15 protein-coding genes and 1 riboswitch are annotated in these 14,565 nt (G+C 74.9%); of the genes, 8 read left to right on the top strand and 7 right to left on the bottom strand.

Going from position 1 to position 14,565, the window contains the following annotated elements; genetic code table 11:
• Positions 1–3: 3 nt before the first annotated feature.
• Positions 4–300, bottom strand: a complete 297-nt coding sequence (locus tag BLS67_RS04975) for a hypothetical protein (protein WP_091240863.1) — start codon at positions 298–300, stop codon at positions 4–6.
• On the bottom strand, positions 297–554 hold the full coding sequence (locus tag BLS67_RS04970; RefSeq protein ID WP_091240859.1) for a DUF7660 family protein: 258 nt from the start codon (positions 552–554) through the stop codon (positions 297–299). Before BLS67_RS04970 ends, BLS67_RS04975 begins: the two co-directional genes overlap by 4 nt.
• A gap of 77 nt (positions 555–631) precedes the next feature.
• Between BLS67_RS04970 and BLS67_RS04965 the strand changes: the two genes are divergently transcribed.
• Positions 632–1,177, top strand: coding sequence for a hypothetical protein (locus BLS67_RS04965; protein ID WP_091240857.1), 546 nt, complete (start codon positions 632–634; stop codon positions 1,175–1,177).
• 21 nt (positions 1,178–1,198) lie between these two features.
• Entirely contained in the window at positions 1,199–2,509 is a 1,311-nt protein-coding gene (locus BLS67_RS04960; RefSeq protein WP_165617474.1) for a carboxylesterase family protein, read from the top strand.
• On the opposite strand, the gene BLS67_RS04955 is transcribed toward BLS67_RS04960, so the two are convergent.
• Both BLS67_RS04955 and BLS67_RS04950 read right to left on the bottom strand, forming a co-directional pair.
• Positions 2,497–4,614: a DEAD/DEAH box helicase gene (locus BLS67_RS04955; RefSeq protein ID WP_091240852.1), complete on the bottom strand. Its 2,118-nt coding sequence runs from the start codon at positions 4,612–4,614 to the stop codon at positions 2,497–2,499. The two genes, BLS67_RS04960 and BLS67_RS04955, sit on opposite strands and share 13 nt — an antisense overlap.
• A gap of 127 nt (positions 4,615–4,741) precedes the next feature.
• Positions 4,742–5,617, bottom strand: coding sequence for a leucine-rich repeat domain-containing protein (locus BLS67_RS04950; protein ID WP_091240849.1), 876 nt, complete (start codon positions 5,615–5,617; stop codon positions 4,742–4,744).
• A gap of 113 nt (positions 5,618–5,730) precedes the next feature.
• Between BLS67_RS04950 and BLS67_RS04945 the strand changes: the two genes are divergently transcribed.
• Complete coding sequence (locus tag BLS67_RS04945) at positions 5,731–6,474, top strand: alpha/beta hydrolase family protein (RefSeq protein ID WP_207500300.1); 744 nt, start codon at positions 5,731–5,733, stop codon at positions 6,472–6,474.
• 9 nt (positions 6,475–6,483) lie between these two features.
• On the opposite strand, the gene BLS67_RS04940 is transcribed toward BLS67_RS04945, so the two are convergent.
• Positions 6,484–7,092, bottom strand: coding sequence for a hypothetical protein (locus BLS67_RS04940; RefSeq protein WP_091240846.1), 609 nt, complete (start codon positions 7,090–7,092; stop codon positions 6,484–6,486).
• Between the two features lie 169 nt (positions 7,093–7,261).
• Here BLS67_RS04940 and BLS67_RS04935 point away from each other — a divergent pair, with 169 nt between their 5' ends.
• Positions 7,262–7,639, top strand: coding sequence for a hypothetical protein (locus BLS67_RS04935; RefSeq protein ID WP_091240842.1), 378 nt, complete (start codon positions 7,262–7,264; stop codon positions 7,637–7,639).
• Here BLS67_RS04935 and BLS67_RS04930 read toward each other — a convergent pair.
• Positions 7,636–7,905 (bottom strand): YggT family protein, encoded by a 270-nt coding sequence (locus BLS67_RS04930; RefSeq protein ID WP_091240839.1) that lies wholly within the window; start codon positions 7,903–7,905, stop codon positions 7,636–7,638. The genes BLS67_RS04935 and BLS67_RS04930 overlap by 4 nt on opposite strands.
• Positions 7,906–8,095: 190 nt before the next feature.
• On the opposite strand from BLS67_RS04930, the gene BLS67_RS04925 reads away from it, so the two are divergent.
• Complete coding sequence (locus BLS67_RS04925) at positions 8,096–9,286, top strand: zinc-dependent alcohol dehydrogenase (protein ID WP_091240836.1); 1,191 nt, start codon at positions 8,096–8,098, stop codon at positions 9,284–9,286.
• Positions 9,287–9,305: 19 nt separating this feature from the next.
• Positions 9,306–10,733, top strand: coding sequence for a protein adenylyltransferase SelO (locus BLS67_RS04920; protein ID WP_091240833.1), 1,428 nt, complete (start codon positions 9,306–9,308; stop codon positions 10,731–10,733).
• 11 nt (positions 10,734–10,744) lie between these two features.
• Here BLS67_RS04920 and BLS67_RS04915 read toward each other — a convergent pair whose 3' ends face one another.
• Positions 10,745–11,527 (bottom strand): VldE C-terminal domain-containing protein, encoded by a 783-nt coding sequence (locus tag BLS67_RS04915; protein WP_242653837.1) that lies wholly within the window; start codon positions 11,525–11,527, stop codon positions 10,745–10,747.
• A 13-nt stretch (positions 11,528–11,540) separates the two neighbouring features.
• A riboswitch (cyclic di-AMP (ydaO/yuaA leader) is annotated at positions 11,541–11,697 on the bottom strand.
• 100 nt (positions 11,698–11,797) lie between these two features.
• Between BLS67_RS04915 and BLS67_RS04910 the strand changes: the two genes are divergently transcribed.
• Positions 11,798–13,117 (top strand): M20/M25/M40 family metallo-hydrolase, encoded by a 1,320-nt coding sequence (locus tag BLS67_RS04910; RefSeq protein ID WP_091240831.1) that lies wholly within the window; start codon positions 11,798–11,800, stop codon positions 13,115–13,117.
• A complete protein-coding gene (locus tag BLS67_RS04905) occupies positions 13,114–14,553 on the top strand; it encodes an MFS transporter (RefSeq protein ID WP_091240828.1) in 1,440 nt (479 codons plus the stop codon). The genes BLS67_RS04910 and BLS67_RS04905 overlap by 4 nt, the downstream gene beginning before the upstream one ends.
• Positions 14,554–14,565 lie beyond the last annotated feature (12 nt).

The following is a 14,565-nucleotide window of genomic DNA, read 5'->3' as shown; positions in this document are numbered from 1 at the left end:
CCCTCAGGTCCGGTCGACCACCACGGCCCGGCGTCCGTCGGCCAACCGGAACAGCAGGACGTCACCGCCGATGTTGCAGTCACCGCCCTCGCTGGCGCGGATCCGATCGACCAGGGCCCTGCGGGCATCGCCGACCGCCCAGGCCACGGGCGTGCCGCAGTTCCACACCCCGACCAGGGCCGACTGGCGGCGCACCCACGGACGTGCGTCGCGGAAGGTGAGCCGGCGTCCGCGCTCGAGCAGCTCACCGTCCGGCGCGCGGACGTCGAGTCCCCGGACTGCCCGCTCGTCGGAGGTCACTCGTACCCCGTGGCCGCGACGAGCAGCTCGGCCACGGTCGACCAGGTCGGCTTGCCCACCTCGGTGCGACCCTCGGCCACCGCGGCGAGCGCATCGAGGAACCGGTCGAGAGTGGCGTTCTCCCACTCCCGCTGGCCGGAGCCCTGGAGGTCGGCCCGCATGCACCGCACGACGTCGGCCAGGTCGCCCTGCGATCGCACCTGTTCCACCGTGCGAACGCTGATGTCGGCGAACCGCCCCGTCTCCCACGCCATGCCATCGAGGCTAGGGGTGGGGGTCCAGCAGCGTGCCCCGGCAGGGTCGCGGGCCGTCGGCCCGGGATACTCCGGTCATGGGCGCCGGCGGGCAGGAGACCACCCGCGATCGGCCTCGTCCGGACGCAGCACGGTTCCGCGAGCCCGCCACGCTGGAGTGGCAGGACCCGGTGCTGGTCATCTGCCCGCGTTGCGGCAACCGGGCAGTGGCCGAGGACGCGGAGGGCGGCGCGCGATTGCGGTGCGAGGCCTGCACGCTGCGCCGGGTCTGGTCCGGCCAGGACCTGCACGTGACGGTGGACGGACGGGATGTCGTCCTCGTCCGGCGGGCCGGGGTGTGGGTCGATCCCGTGACCGGACGCCCACCCGCGAGGACCTCCCTGCTCCCCACCCGCGAGGCCCGGTTCGGCGTCCCGCTGTGGCTCGTCACCGAGTGCTGCGGCGGCCGCGTGCTGTGGGCCCGCAACGAGGAGCACCTGGACTACCTCCGGGCGTACGTGACCGCGACCCTGCGCGACCGGTCCGGCGGGTTGTCGACGAAGCTCCCCACCTGGATGAAGCGAGCCGGCAACCGCGACGAGGTCATCCGGGCGATCGCCCGGCTGCGCGCCACCCTCCAGTAGGCGTCTGCGTAGCGTGCAGGGGTGCTCGGGGACGAACTGGTGGACGTCGGGACGCCGGCCGGGGTGTTCACCGCGCGGCGCGAGGGCGACCTGGTGCGCGCGACCGGCATCCGGTACGCGCGGGCCGAGCGGTTCCGCGCCCCGGTCGCCGAGCCGGTGCACGACGAGCCGGTCGACGCCACCCACCTCTCCCCCGCCTGCCCGCAGAACCCCACCCCGCTGCTGGACGACCTGCTGGTCGACGCGATCGGCGACCTCGTCGTCGACGAGGACTGCCTGCGGCTGTCGGTGACCGCCCCGGCCGACGCCGTGGACGCGCCGGTCATGGTTTTCCTGCACGGCGGCTCCTACCGGGCCGGGGCCGGTGACTCCCCCGTGTTCGACCCGCGCGCCCTGGTCCGCGAGCAGCGGGTCGTGGTGGTGTCGGTGACCTACCGGCTGGGGCTGCTGGGCTACCTCGGCGACGGCGGCGCCCGGACGGCGAACCTGGGCCTGCTCGACCAGCTCGAAGCATTGCGGTGGGTACGGCGCGCGATCGTCGGGTTCGGCGGTGACCCCGGGTGCGTGACGGTGTTCGGCCACTCCGCCGGCGGGGACGCCGTCGCCCACCTGATGATCGCCGAGGGAGCCCGCGGGCTCTTCCGGCGCGCGGTCGTGCAGAGCGCCCCGCTGGGCATCAGCCGCGGCCGGGCGCGGATGCAGGCCGCCATGGACGACGCGGCCGGTGACCTGGACGCCGCCACGCCGCTGACCGAGGTCCTGGCCGCCGAGGCCGGGGTCGAAGCGGCTGCCGCACCGTTCGGCCTGGTGGCGGCCATGCCCTTCGGCACCCGCTACGGCCGTGCCCCGCTGCCGGCCGAGGAGGACCTGGCCGCGGCGTGGACCGCTGCCGCCCCGCACGTCGACCTGCTGATCGGCAGCACCAGCCGGGAGGTCGCGCTGTTCCTGCCGGCGCTGCCGCCGCGGTGGGCCGCCGTCCTCCGGGTCCCGCTGCTGGCCCGCGCCGCGGTGGCCGTCGCCAGCTGGCGGGTCTACGGCGCCGCCGTCCGCTCCTTCGCCCGCCGGCACGCCGCCGCCGGTGGGCGGGCCGCGCCCTACCGGTTGAGCTGGGGCGCACCAGGGCCGTACCGCGCCGCCCACTGCGTCGACCTGCCGCTGCTGTTCACCGACGAGGCCGCCTGGCGCGACGCACCGCTGATCGCCGGCGCCGACTGGGCCGACGTCGAGCAGCGCGGCCGGCAGCTCCGGCAGGTGTGGGCGGACTTCGCCCGAACCGGCACGGTGCAGCAGCACGACGAGCGCGGATTCCTCCGCACCCGTCAGCTGGGCTGAGCCAGCGCGTCCACGAGCAGGGACACCAGCGCCTCGAGCTGGACGTCGCCGGTGGCGACGACCTCCTCGTCCGAGCCGTCCAGCGCCCGCGCGGCCAGGCCGGCCTTGCTGCCGATCAGCTCCGCGATCCGGGAGTCGATGGTCTGCGCGGCGATGATCCGCCACGCGGTGACCGGCTCGGTCTGCCCGATGCGGTGGCTGCGGTCGATGGCCTGGGTCTGCTCGGCGTCGGTCCACGACAGCTCGGCCAGGACCACGTTCGAGGCGACCTGCAGGTTCAGGCCGACCCCGGCGGCGGTCAGCGAGCAGACGGCGACCTGGACCTCGGGGTCGTTGACGAACGCGTCGACCTGCTTCTGCCGGGCCGACGGCGTCTGGTCGCCCCGGATCGAGGAGAACCGCACCCCGGCCTTCTCGAACGAGGCCTCGGCGGCGTCCATGACCGCGATGTGCTTGGCGAAGAAGACCACCTTGCCGGCGCTGCGGGCCAGCTGGGCGGCGTAGTCGGCGGCCAGCTCGGCCTTGGCCTCGCCGATCCGGCGCATCATCGAGAACACGTTCTCCCCGGTCTGCCGGGTCATCGCGTCCTTGAGCTCGGACTTGGCGACCCGCCGCACCAGGTCGAGGTCCAGCTCGTCGTCGGTGACGTCGCGGTAGGCCATCGCCTGCCGGTACTGGGCGACCATGCGCTGGGCCAGCTCGCGCTCGGCGGCCCGGATCGAGCGGCCCACGGCGCCGTCCAGCTCGACGGGCAGGTCGGCGATCCGGCGGGCCGGGATGTCCGCGGCGACGTCGACCTTGCGGCGCCGGACGATGCCCATGTCGATCACCGCGCGGCGGGCGGCCTCGTAGAACTCGCGGTCGGCCGGCACCAGGTGGGTGTCCTCCAACCGCTCGGTCAGCTCGGCCAGCGGCTTGGTGTCGTCGACCCAGCCCAGGAAGCGCCAGATGGCCCGGAAGTCGTCGACGTCGTTGATCAGCGGCGTGCCGGTCAGGGCCATCAGCAGCGGCTTCGCCGTGCGCAGCCGCAGGCTCTCGGACAGCGCGAGCACGTGCTGCGAGCGCTGCGAGGTGACGTTCTTGATGAAGTGCGCCTCGTCGACCACCATGCCGCGGAACCCGAACTCGCCGAGCCACCCGCGGTGCCGGTCGAGCACCTCGTAGTTGACGACGACGATGTCGGCGAACCCGTCGACGCCGTCCCCGTCGCCCTGGACGACGGTCGCCGGGCGGTGCGGCGTCCAGACGGCGGCCTCGCGGGCCCAGTTGGTCTTGACCACGTTGGGGACGACGACCAGCAGCGGGTAGGCCGACGCCGCCTCGGCGGCCAGCAGCGCCTGCGCGGTCTTGCCCAGCCCTGGCTCGTCGGCGAGCAGGAAGCTGCGGTGCCCCTCGACGACCGAGGCGACCAGCTGGCCCTGGTGCGGCATGAGCTCCAGCCCGGCGGGGGTGAACCGCTGGGTCGGGAACGGCAGCGGCATGCAGGCCGGGGCGCCCCCGCTGGCCCGCTCGAAGGAGGCCAGCAGCGGGCCCATCAGCTCCCAGCCGGCCAACCGGCCGGCGCGCGGACCGCGCAGGGTGGCGGCGGCGGAGTAGTCCGGGGCCAGGAAGGGGTTGGCCAGCTGCCGCGAGATGACCGACTGGGGGACGACGCGGCGCGGCGCCTCGGCCGGCGCGGTGACCACTGCCGGGGCCTCCTCCTCGGGCTCCGGTTCGACCCCGAGGGCGCTCTTGATCTCCCGCGCGATGCGGCGGGCGGCGTCGGAGACCACTGCCTCGTCGCCCAGCAGCGCCAGCAGGCCGGCGTCGCGCACGGCGGTGGTGGCCAGGATCGTGGCGATGCCCTCGAGGCGCTTGAGCTGCTCGCCGCGCTGGCTGTCGCTGAGGGCCGCCGTCCGCACCCGGGCGCGTTCCTCGCGCAGCAGCAGGGCGACGGCCTGGAAGGTGGCCCGCGTCGTCGGGGTGATCCGGCCGCGCTTCGCGGCCGCCTCGACGTCGCGGACGGCGCGGGCGAGCTCGCCCACGATGTCCGTGCTGCGGGCACGCTGCCCGTGCCGCCCGGCGGTGCGCCGAGCACCGTCCCGGCGCTGGCCTGGTCGAGCCACGTGCTCCTCCTCGTGACGGGGTGATCCCCGCGTACACAGCGCTCGGCCCCGGGGGTGCTGCGTCGCACCGGGTGGCTGCCGTGCGTGGCAGGTACCGGTGGAGCGCCGCCGGGAACCGGCAGATCGGTCAGGCCAGCCCGTTCACCGACACCCCGGCCGCGCGCAGTTCGTCGATGCCGGTCAGGCGGGAGCCGTCGGTCTCGTCCAGGCCCAGGTTCACCAGACTACCGATGCCCACCAGCGGGGTCAGGTCGGTCACCGGGTTGGCGCCCAGCTGCAGCTCCTGCAGCAGCGGGGCGGCGGCCAGCCCGGTCACGTCGGCGACCTGGTTGCCGAACAGGTCCAGCACCAGCAGCGTCGGCACCGTGCCCAGCGGTGCGGGGTCGACGACGGCGTTGCGGGACAGCCGGAGGGTGTCCAGGGTCGGCAGGCCGGCCAGCGGCGACACGTCGGTGATCGCGTTGTCGGACAGGTCCAGCTCGGCCAGCCCGTCCTTCCCCGCCAGCGCCGAGATGTCCGTCAGCTGCGCACCGGCCACCCCGAGGGCGCGCAGGGTGGTCGTGCCGGCGAGCGGACCGAGGTCGGAGATGGGGTTCTGCGACAACCCCAGGTCGAACAGCTCCAGGCCCTCGAGCGGCGAGAGGTCGGTGACGGCGTTGTCGGTCAGGGTGAGGGTGGAGACCCCCGACCCGGCCAGCGGGGCGAGGTCGGCGATCTCGTTGCGCGGGGCGTCCAGGTTCGTCAGCCCGGTCAGCTGGTCGATCCCGGCCAGCGACCGGATGGGGTCGGCGGACTGCCCGCCGTCGCAGGTCAGCGTGGTGACGTCGGCGAGGGTCTGCGGGGTGACCAGGGACGTCGCCGAGGGCACGCCGGTGGCCTGCACGACGCATGCGGCCAGCGCCGCGTCGGGGAACACCTCGTCGACGGGGCGGCCACCCCCGAGCTCGGTGCCGCCGCACCCGGCCAGGCAGAGCAGCACGACGACGACCAGCCCGCGGACCATGATGTGGGCAGGCTAGTGAGGACGGCGACGTCCGGAGGGGTGCCACGCTGCGAACACCCGAGGTGCATCGACGGACCCTGCTGCAGCTGGCCGCCTGGGGCACACTCGGCGCCGTGACCACCGGTTGCTCCTCACCGCCCCCGCCCGCCGCCGGGGGCGTGACCCGCATCGCCTACGGCTCCGACCCGAGCCAGTGGGCCGACCTGCACCGGCCCGCCGGCACCCCGCGCGGTGTCGTCGTGGTGGTGCACGGCGGGTTCTGGCGCGCCCAGTACGACGCCACCCTCGGCACGCCGTTGGCCGACGCGCTCGCCGCCGAGGGCTGGGCGGCCTGGAACCTGGAGTACCGCCGGGTCGGCAACGGCGGCGGGGTGCCCGCCACGCTGGAGGACGTCTCGGCCGGCGTCGACGCCCTCGGCGGCACCGACCTGGACCTCACCACCGTCCTCGGGCTGGGCCACTCCGCCGGGGGGCACCTGGCGGTGTGGGCCGCCGGGCGGTCCTCGGCGACGGTCCCGCTGACCGGTGTGGTCTCCCAGGCCGGCGTGCTCGACCTCCGCGCCGCCGCGGAGGCGTCCCTGGGCGGCGGTGCCGTGCAGGACTTCGTCGGCGGCCCGCCCGACGCCTCGGTCGACCCGCTCCAGCAGATCCCGCTCGCCGTGCCGGTGCGCTGCATCCACGGGCGATCCGACGGCAACGTGCCGCTGTCGCAGTCGCAGTCCTACGTCGCGTCGGCGACCGCGGCGGGCGCCGACGCCACCCTCACGGAGGTCGACGGCGACCACTTCGTGCTCATCGACCCGTCGTCCCCGGTCTGGCAGACCCAGCTCGACCTCCTGGCCGACCTGGCCGGCTGACCCTCGACCTCAGCGGTGGGCGACCACCGACAGGGTGCGCCCGGAGGACATCGACCCGGTACCGGTGTGCCCGACACCGTCGATGGTGAGGACCGCGGTCGCGGACCGCGTGGCGGAGGTGTCGATCGACCGGCACTGCGTCGCGGTGGGGTCGGCGCACGAGGTGCCCCGGTTGACCGAGGCGGTCAGCGGCCCGTTGGCCGTGAGCACGGCACTGACGGTGATGGGGGTCTCGGTCTGCTGAGTCGGGTTCCGCCCGGTCCAGCCGTAGACGGTCATCGAGACCTGGGCCAGCGTCATGCGGCCCAGGCCCGGGGCGAAGCGGGCCTCGTTCCCCGCGAGGTCGAGGACCCCCACCCCGCCGTTCGGGCAGTCGCGGGCCGACGCGCACGCCACGTCCACCTCCACCTCGGTGAAGGTGGTGGCGGCGCTGCTGCCCACGTACCGGTCGACGATCAGCTCGGCCGACCGTCCGTCGGGCAGCGTCACCTGCGCCTCCGCGTGGAAGGTCGCGGTGTAGCTGATCGGAGCAGCCTGGGCCGGGACGGCGCTGCCCACCACCACGGCGAGGGCCGGTGCGGTGAGGGCGGTGAGCAGCATGCGCATGCGGATGGGCACGGGTCCTCCGGTGCGGGGTGCGTCGACGTCCAACGCAGGGCTCGCGGACCGTAGGCCGCTCAGTGGGTTGTGCACAACCATCGCTGGTGCAGGTGGGGCCACCGGGACCTGGGAGTCACGACCACGACCCGACGACGCGTTGTCGGACCCGCCCAGCACACTGCGACCCGTGCCCGCCTTCTTCCTGCCGCGCGCCGAGGACCCCGACCAGGCCGAGCGGCTGTACGAGGCCCTCGCCGAGTTCGCCGCCTGCGAGCCCGCACCGCCCGGGCAGCGGGTGGCCTCGATCGCCTTCGACCTCGACGGTGCGCGCTGGGTGGCCGCGGTCGGCGAGGAGCTCGCCGGCACCCGCACCACCAGCCGGTTGCGCCGGGGCGAGCTGCTCGAGCACACCGAGGAGCTGACGTCGTCCACCCGGGTGCTGGCGATCTACCCGGGCACCCCGTGCACCGTGGTGACCGACGCCGCCCCAATCACCGGGGCGACGTCGGACTGGGCCAACCCGTTCACGGTGACCCCCGACGAGGTCGCCCTGTTCACCGGCTAGACCGAGAGCAGCAGAGCACGCAGGACGACGACGCCCAAGAAGACCACGGTGAACGCCAGGTCGATGCCCACCCCGCCCAGGCGCAGCGGCGGGAGCACGCGGCGGACCGGGGCGATCACCGGCTCGGTCACCCGGTGCACCAGGCGGCGGGCGCCGCCGATGCGGGCACCGCCCGCCGGGGAGAGCACGCCGACCCAGTCGACCACCACCCGGGCGATCAGCACGATCTGGAACAGCAGCAGGACGGTGGCCAGCAGAGCGAACACGACGACTCCTCGGATCGGTCAGGGCCCTCACCCTCCCCCGCCCGCCCCAGCGTCGGCTGTGCGCCGTCTGGGAGTTGCCCGCATGGCCGCGGCGGTTTCGGCCTCCCTCCCGCATGGGGAGGAGACGACGGTCCTTCCGACCTGGAGACCACGGGTGCGGTGCATGCGCACGACTCCCGAGGAGAACCCCATGAAGGCAGTGACCTGGCACGGCAAGGGCGAGGTCCGGGTGGACGAGGTCCCCGACCCGACCATCCAGCAGCCCACCGACGCGATCATCCGCGTCACCACGACCAACATCTGCGGCTCCGACCTGCACCTGATCGAGCCGCTGGCCCCGTTCATGAGCGTCGGCGACGTGATGGGCCACGAGACCATGGGCGAGGTCGTCGAGGTCGGCGCCGAGACCGGCGACCTGCGGGTCGGTGACCGCGTCTCCATCCCGTTCCAGATCTCCTGCGGCCACTGCTGGATGTGCGCGCGCGGCCTCTACACCCAGTGCGAGACCACGCAGGTGCGCGACCAGGGCTCGGGCGCCGCGCTGTTCGGCTTCTCGAGCATGTACGGCGCCGTCCCCGGTGGGCAGGCCGATTTCCTGCGCGTGCCGCAGGCCCAGTTCACCCACGTCAAGCTTCCGGAGGGGCCCGCGGACGACCGGTTCGCCTACCTCTCGGACATCCTGCCCACCGCGTGGCAGGGCGTGGCCTACGCCCAGGTGCCCGACGGCGGCACCCTGGTCGTGCTCGGCCTCGGCCCGGTCGGCGACTTCGCCGCCCGCATCGGTCTGCACAAGGGCTACCGCGTGATCGGCGTCGACCTGGTGCCCGACCGGTTGGCCCGCGCCGCGGCCCGCGGGGTCGAGGTGGTCGACCTGCGCGACCACGCCGACGACCTGGGCGACGCCATCCGCGACATGACCGACGGCCGCGGCCCGGACTCCGTGCTCGACGCCGTCGGCATGGAGGCGCACGGCTCGCCGGTGACCACGTTCGTGCAGAAGGCCGCCGGTCTGCTGCCCTCGGCGATCGCCGCGCCGATCCAGAAGGCGGCCGGGGTGGACCGGCTGAACGCGCTCTACTCGGCCATCGACGTCGTGCGGCGCGGAGGCACCATCTCGCTGTCGGGCGTGTACGGCGGAGCGGCCGACCCGATCCCGATGCTGACGCTCTTCGACAAGCAGATCGCCCTGCACATGGGCCAGTGCAACGTGAAGAAGTGGATCCCGGAGATCATGCCGCTGCTCACCGACGACGACCCGCTGGGCGTCGACACCTTCGCCACGCACCGGCTGCCGCTCGCCGAGGCACCGAACGCCTACCTGCAGTTCCGGGACAAGGCCGAGGGGTGGCAGAAGGTGCAGCTCAAGCCGTCCGCGGCCTGAGCGTCGTACCGTCGCCGGGGTGAGCAGCACCCAGACCGCCGTCCACCTCGGCCACCGGTTCCTCGACGCCCTGCCCGAGCTGTCCGTGCCCTGGCAGGCCGAGGGGACGCCGGATCCGCAGCTGCTCGCCCTGGACGACGAGGTCGCCGCGGGGCTCGGGCTGGACCCGGCGTGGCTGCGCTCGCCGTCCGGCCTGGGGTTCCTCACCGGTACCCGGGTGCCGGACGGCGCCCGGCCGGTCGCGCAGGGGTACGCCGGCCACCAGTTCGGCAACTACAGCCCGCGCCTGGGCGACGGGCGGGCGCTGCTGCTGGGCGACCTCGCCGGCGTCGACCTGCACCTCAAGGGCTCGGGCCGCACCCCGTGGTCACGCGGCGGCGACGGCCTGGCCGTGGTCGGGCCGATGCTGCGCGAGTTCGTGGTCGGCACCGCGATGCACGCGCTGGGCATCCCCACCACCCGGTCGCTGGCCGTCGTCGGCACCGGGCGGGTGGTGCACCGCGAGACCCCGCAGCCCGGCGCCGTGCTGGCCCGCACCGCGGCCAGCCACCTGCGGGTCGGCTCGTTCCAGCTCGCCCGGGCCGCCGAGGACGTCGACCTGCTGCGCCGGTTGGCCGACCACGCCATCGCCCTGCACGTGCCCGCCGCGGCCGACGCCGAGGTGCCGGCCCTGGCGCTCTACGACCACGTGGTCGGCGTCCAGGCCGAGCTGCTGGCCCGGTGGATGCTGGTCGGGTTCGTGCACGGGGTGATGAACACCGACAACATGACGATCTCCGGCGAGACGATCGACTACGGCCCGTGCGCCTTCCTGGACGCCCACGACGCCGACACGGTGTTCAGCTCGATCGACTCCGGCGGCCGCTACCGCTACGGCAACCAGCCGCTGGCTGCGCAGTGGAACCTGGCGCGGTTCGCCGAGGCGCTGCTGCCCCTGGTCCACGAGGACCCCGAGCAGGGCATCCCCGCCGCGGTCGCCGTCCTGGAGACCTTCCTGCCCCGCTACGAGGCGGCGTGGACGGCGGGCATGCGGGCCAAGCTCGGCCTGGCCGAGGACGCCGACCCCGCCCTCGCCACCGACCTGCAGGCGCTGCTCGACGCGAACCACCCCGACCACACCGGGTTCTTCCGGGCGCTGAGCACGGCCGCGCGGGGCGACGTGCAGCCGGCTCGTGACCTGGTGCTGGACCTCGCCGCGTTCGACGCCTGGACGACGCGCTGGCTGGCCACCGGCCCGGACGCCGACGCGATGGAGCGGGTCAACCCGGTGTACGTCCCGCGCAACCACCTGGTCCAGGAGGCCCTGGAAGCCGCGACCGCCGGTGACCTCGCCCCGATGGACCAGCTGGTCGACGTCCTCCGCCACCCGTTCGACGAGCGCCCGGGCCAGGACCGCTACGCCGCCCCCGGCCCCGCCGGCACCTACGTCACCTACTGCGGGACGTAACGGCCGGGTCCTTACCGGTAGTTGACGTGCACGTGGTCGTAGTGGTTGGCCGTCGTGCCGCCGCGGTCCTCCATCGTCACCCAGGAACCGTTCGGCGAGGACAGCATCCGCTGCTCCCAGATGAGGTACTCCACGCCGAGCTCCGACCAGTGGTCGCGGTGGTACTGCACGATCGCGTCGCCCAGCGCCTCGTCGGTCAGCACCATGTAGTCCAGCGCGTTGCCCGAGGGGTGGCCGTCGGGGTCGGCCGCGCTGGGCCGGGTGCCGCCGAGGGTGATCGAGTCGGCCCCGGGCACGTTGCTGACCACGGCGTCGGCCGCGGCCTGCACCCGGGAGGACACCGGACCGGCGCTGTTGGTGATCCGCGCGGTGCCGGCGACCGCCGCGGTGGAGGCCGACACCGCGGCCGACGACTCCGCCGCGGACGCGGCGGCGGCCTCGGCTGCCGCCGCCTCGGCAGCAGCGGCCTCCGCTGCGGCGGCCTCGGCGGCCTGCTGGTCGAGCGCGGCCTGGTCGGCCGCGGCCTGCACCGAGGCGGCAGCGGCCTGCTGGTCCTCGCGCGAGCTGCGGCTGGCCGCCAGGTCGGCGAGCTGGCTCATGTCCGGGGTCGTCTGGGCGGTCAGGCCCAGCTCCGCGGCGACGCTCACCGGCTCGGTCGCCTCGACCGGGGCCGCGGGGGCGGCTCCGACCAGCACGTGGGCGAGGACGGCGCCGGCGGCGGTGACGCCGAGGTACAGGGCCGGGCGCTGCCGGCGGGTGGGGGCGCGGTGGTGCCGCGCACGGGGGGTCGCCATCCGGCGGCTCTCCAACTTCTTCCAGTGGCCGCCTACCGAGTTAGCTGACGGGTTCGGGCGGGAAGTCGCCCTACCCCCTGCCGGTCCACGATCGACCAGCAGCGGGATGCACCCCAGAACTGCGATGGGTCCCCGGCTCGCCCCTGCGGGCGACTCGACGGCGCCGCCCCTGCGGGGCGACTCCGCCACGGTAGCCACCCGCACAGCCGGAGCCAAGGAATCGCGGCGCATTCGTCACGTGATGTCGCACCCCCGTGACAGCATCCGCTCGTGAGCGAGAACCACCCCGCGGTCCGGGCGCTGCAGGACCTCGTCCGGCGGCCCACCGTGGCCGAGCGCGACCCGGCCCGCACCGATCCCGCCCCGTTCGTCGCCCTGCGCGCCGCGCTGGCCGAGCACTTCCCCCGCGTGCACGAGCTGGAGCGCGTGGAGATCGAGCCGCACGCCCTGCTCGTCCGGTGGCCGGGCCGCCGCGCCGAGGGCGCCGTCGTCCTCATGGCGCACCTGGACGTCGTCCCGGTCGAGGGCGCCTGGACCCACCCGCCCTTCGGCGGGGAGATCCACGACGGCGCGGTCTGGGGGCGCGGCACCCTCGACGACAAGGGCGCGGTGGTGGGCATCTGCTCGGCCGTCGAGTCGCTGCTGGCCGAGGGCTACGTGCCCGCCCGCGACGTGTGGCTGTCCTTCGGCTCGACCGAGGAGGTCTCGGGGACGACGGCCGCCGACGCCGTCGCCGAGCTGCGCCGCCGCGGGGTGGCGCCGTGGTTCGTGCTCGACGAGGGCGGCGCGGTCGCCGCCGACGCCTTCCCGCTGGTGTCGGCGCCGCTGGCCGTGGTCGGGGTGACCGAGAAGGGCGTGACGTCGGTCGAGCTGGTCGCCGAGGGCGCCGGCGGGCACGCGTCGACCCCGGCCAGGAACGGCCCGACCGCCCGGGTGGCCGCGGCGATCACCGCCCTCGAGCGGGCACCGCTCCCCCTGCGGGCGCCGGCCCCAACACTCGAGCTGCTGCGCCGCGTGGGCCCGCACCTGCCCGCGCCGCTGCGGCCGGTGCTGAGCCGCGCCGACCGGCTCGCCCCGGTGCTCACCCGGGTGCTGCGGTCCGCCGGCGCCGAGGCCGCCGCCATGGTGCGGACGACGGTCGCGGTCACCACGCTCTCGGGCTCCCCCGCCCTGAACGTCATCGCCTCCTCCGCCCGCGCCGGGGTGAACCTGCGGGTCATGGTCGGCGACACCGTCGACGGCGTGCTGGAGCACGTGCGGCGCACGGTCGGGCCCGGCATCCGCGTCGAGGTGGTCGAGCGCAACGAGCCCAGCCCGGTCTCGCCGTGGCACGACGAGGCGTTCGCCCTGCTCGAGCGCATCACCGGCGAGCTGTTCCCCGACGCCGTGCCCACCCCGTACGTGATGATGGCCGCCACCGACGCCCGGTTCTTCACCGGTCTGTGCGAGCGGGTCTACCGGTTCACCCCGTTCCGGATGACCAAGGAGCAGCGGGCCACCATCCACGCCGCCGACGAGCGGATCGGCGTCGCCGACCTGCTGGCCGGGGTCGCCTGGTACCGCCGCCTGGTCGAGGAGCTGCCGGCATGACCACCGCCAAGCTCGTGGTGCCCGCGCAGACGCTGTTCGCCGTCGTCGGCGCGCTGGCGGTGGTCGAGGTGGCCAGCGGTGTGCTGCAGGGCTTCTACACCCCGGTGTTCACCGACGTGGCCCGCGCGCTGGGCATCGGCGACGGCGACGTGAACTGGTTCGAGGCCGCCCAGCTGGTGGCCTCGGCGCTGCTGGTCCCGGTGCTGGCCCGGTTGGCCGACCTGCACGGCCACCGCCGGGTCCTGCTGGCCTCCACGCTGGTCACCGCGGCCGGCACCTGGGTGATGGCGCTGGCGCCGACCACCGGGGCGGCCGGGTTCGGCGTGTTCGTGGTCGGCTCGGCGCTGCAGGGCGCCTACGTGGTGTGGCTGCCGCTCGAGGTGGCGATCGTGCACCGCCGCGCCGCGGCCGACGACCGCCGCACCCGCCGCGCCGCCGGGGTGCTGGTCGCGTTCCTGCAGCTGGGCGTGCTGGCCGGGGCGCTGACCAGCGGTGCGCTCGTCACCGCGCTGCCGGTGCCGGTGCTGCTGTCGCTGCCCGCCGTCGTGGTCACCGCGTGCGCCGCCGTGGTGTGGTTCGGCATCGAGCCCGACCCCGCCCGGGCACCGGGGCGCCTCGACCTGCCCGGGCTCGGGCTGCTGACCACGGCGTTGCTGCTGGTGATGGGCGGGCTGGTCGCCGTCCGGCTGCTGGGCCCGGGATCACCGCTGCCCTGGCTGCTCGTGCTGGCCGGCCTGGCGACCGGGTGGCTGCTCGTGCACGTCGAGGCCCGGCAGCCCGAGCCGCTGGTCGACGTCCCGGTGCTGGTCGCCCGGGCGCAGTGGCCGGTGCAGGCCACCGCGTTCCTGTCGGGCATCTCGGTGCTCGGGGCGCAGATCCCGCTGTCGACCTACGCACGCGCCGACCCCGCGGTGACCGGGTACGGGCTGGGCGCCGAGGCCTCGTTCGTGTCGGTGCTGATCGGCTTGTACGTGCTCACCCTGCTCACCGGCGCGCTGCTGCTGCCGCTGGCCGCCCGGCTGCTGGGGCCCCGGCCGGCCATTGCCGCCGGTGCCGCGCTGGTCGCCGTCGGGTACGCCCTCTGGCTGCCCTTCCACGACACCGCCGCCCAGGCGCTGACCAACATGGCCGTCGCCGGCGTCGGGTCGGGCCTGCTGGTCGCGGCGCTCCCCGCAGCCGCGGTGGCCGCCGCACCGGCCGACCGCACCGGGTTCGCCGCCGGGATGACCAACAGCACCAAGACCGTGGGCGGGGCGATCGCCTCGGCGGTGTTCGCTGTCGCGCTGGCGAGCACCGGCAGCATCGACGACCCGGCGGCCGGCGCCGCGCCGCTGGCGGGCTACCTCACCGTGTGGGCGATCTGCGCCGTGTCGGCCGCCGTGGCGGCGGTGATCTTGCTGGCGGCCGCACCGGAACCCGCGGCGGCCCCCTCGTAGGGGCCCGCCGCG

The organism is Klenkia soli, from assembly GCF_900103975.1.
Classification (GTDB): Bacteria; Actinomycetota; Actinomycetes; order Mycobacteriales; family Geodermatophilaceae; genus Klenkia; species Klenkia soli.
The sequence above is the reverse complement of the archived record's forward strand: the minus strand, read 5'-3'. Positions and strand labels throughout refer to the sequence as shown.

Coding starts and splice junctions, on each gene's coding strand:
- BLS67_RS04965 (WP_091240857.1), top strand. CDS start 632: ATGGGCGCCGGCGGGCAGGAGACCACCCGCGATCGGCCTCGTCCGGAC.
- BLS67_RS04950 (WP_091240849.1), bottom strand. CDS start 5,617: ATGGTCCGCGGGCTGGTCGTCGTCGTGCTGCTCTGCCTGGCCGGGTGC.
- BLS67_RS04925 (WP_091240836.1), top strand. CDS start 8,096: ATGAAGGCAGTGACCTGGCACGGCAAGGGCGAGGTCCGGGTGGACGAG.
- BLS67_RS04905 (WP_091240828.1), top strand. CDS start 13,114: ATGACCACCGCCAAGCTCGTGGTGCCCGCGCAGACGCTGTTCGCCGTC.
- BLS67_RS04970 (WP_091240859.1), bottom strand. CDS start 554: ATGGCGTGGGAGACGGGGCGGTTCGCCGACATCAGCGTTCGCACGGTG.
- BLS67_RS04915 (WP_242653837.1), bottom strand. CDS start 11,527: ATGGCGACCCCCCGTGCGCGGCACCACCGCGCCCCCACCCGCCGGCAG.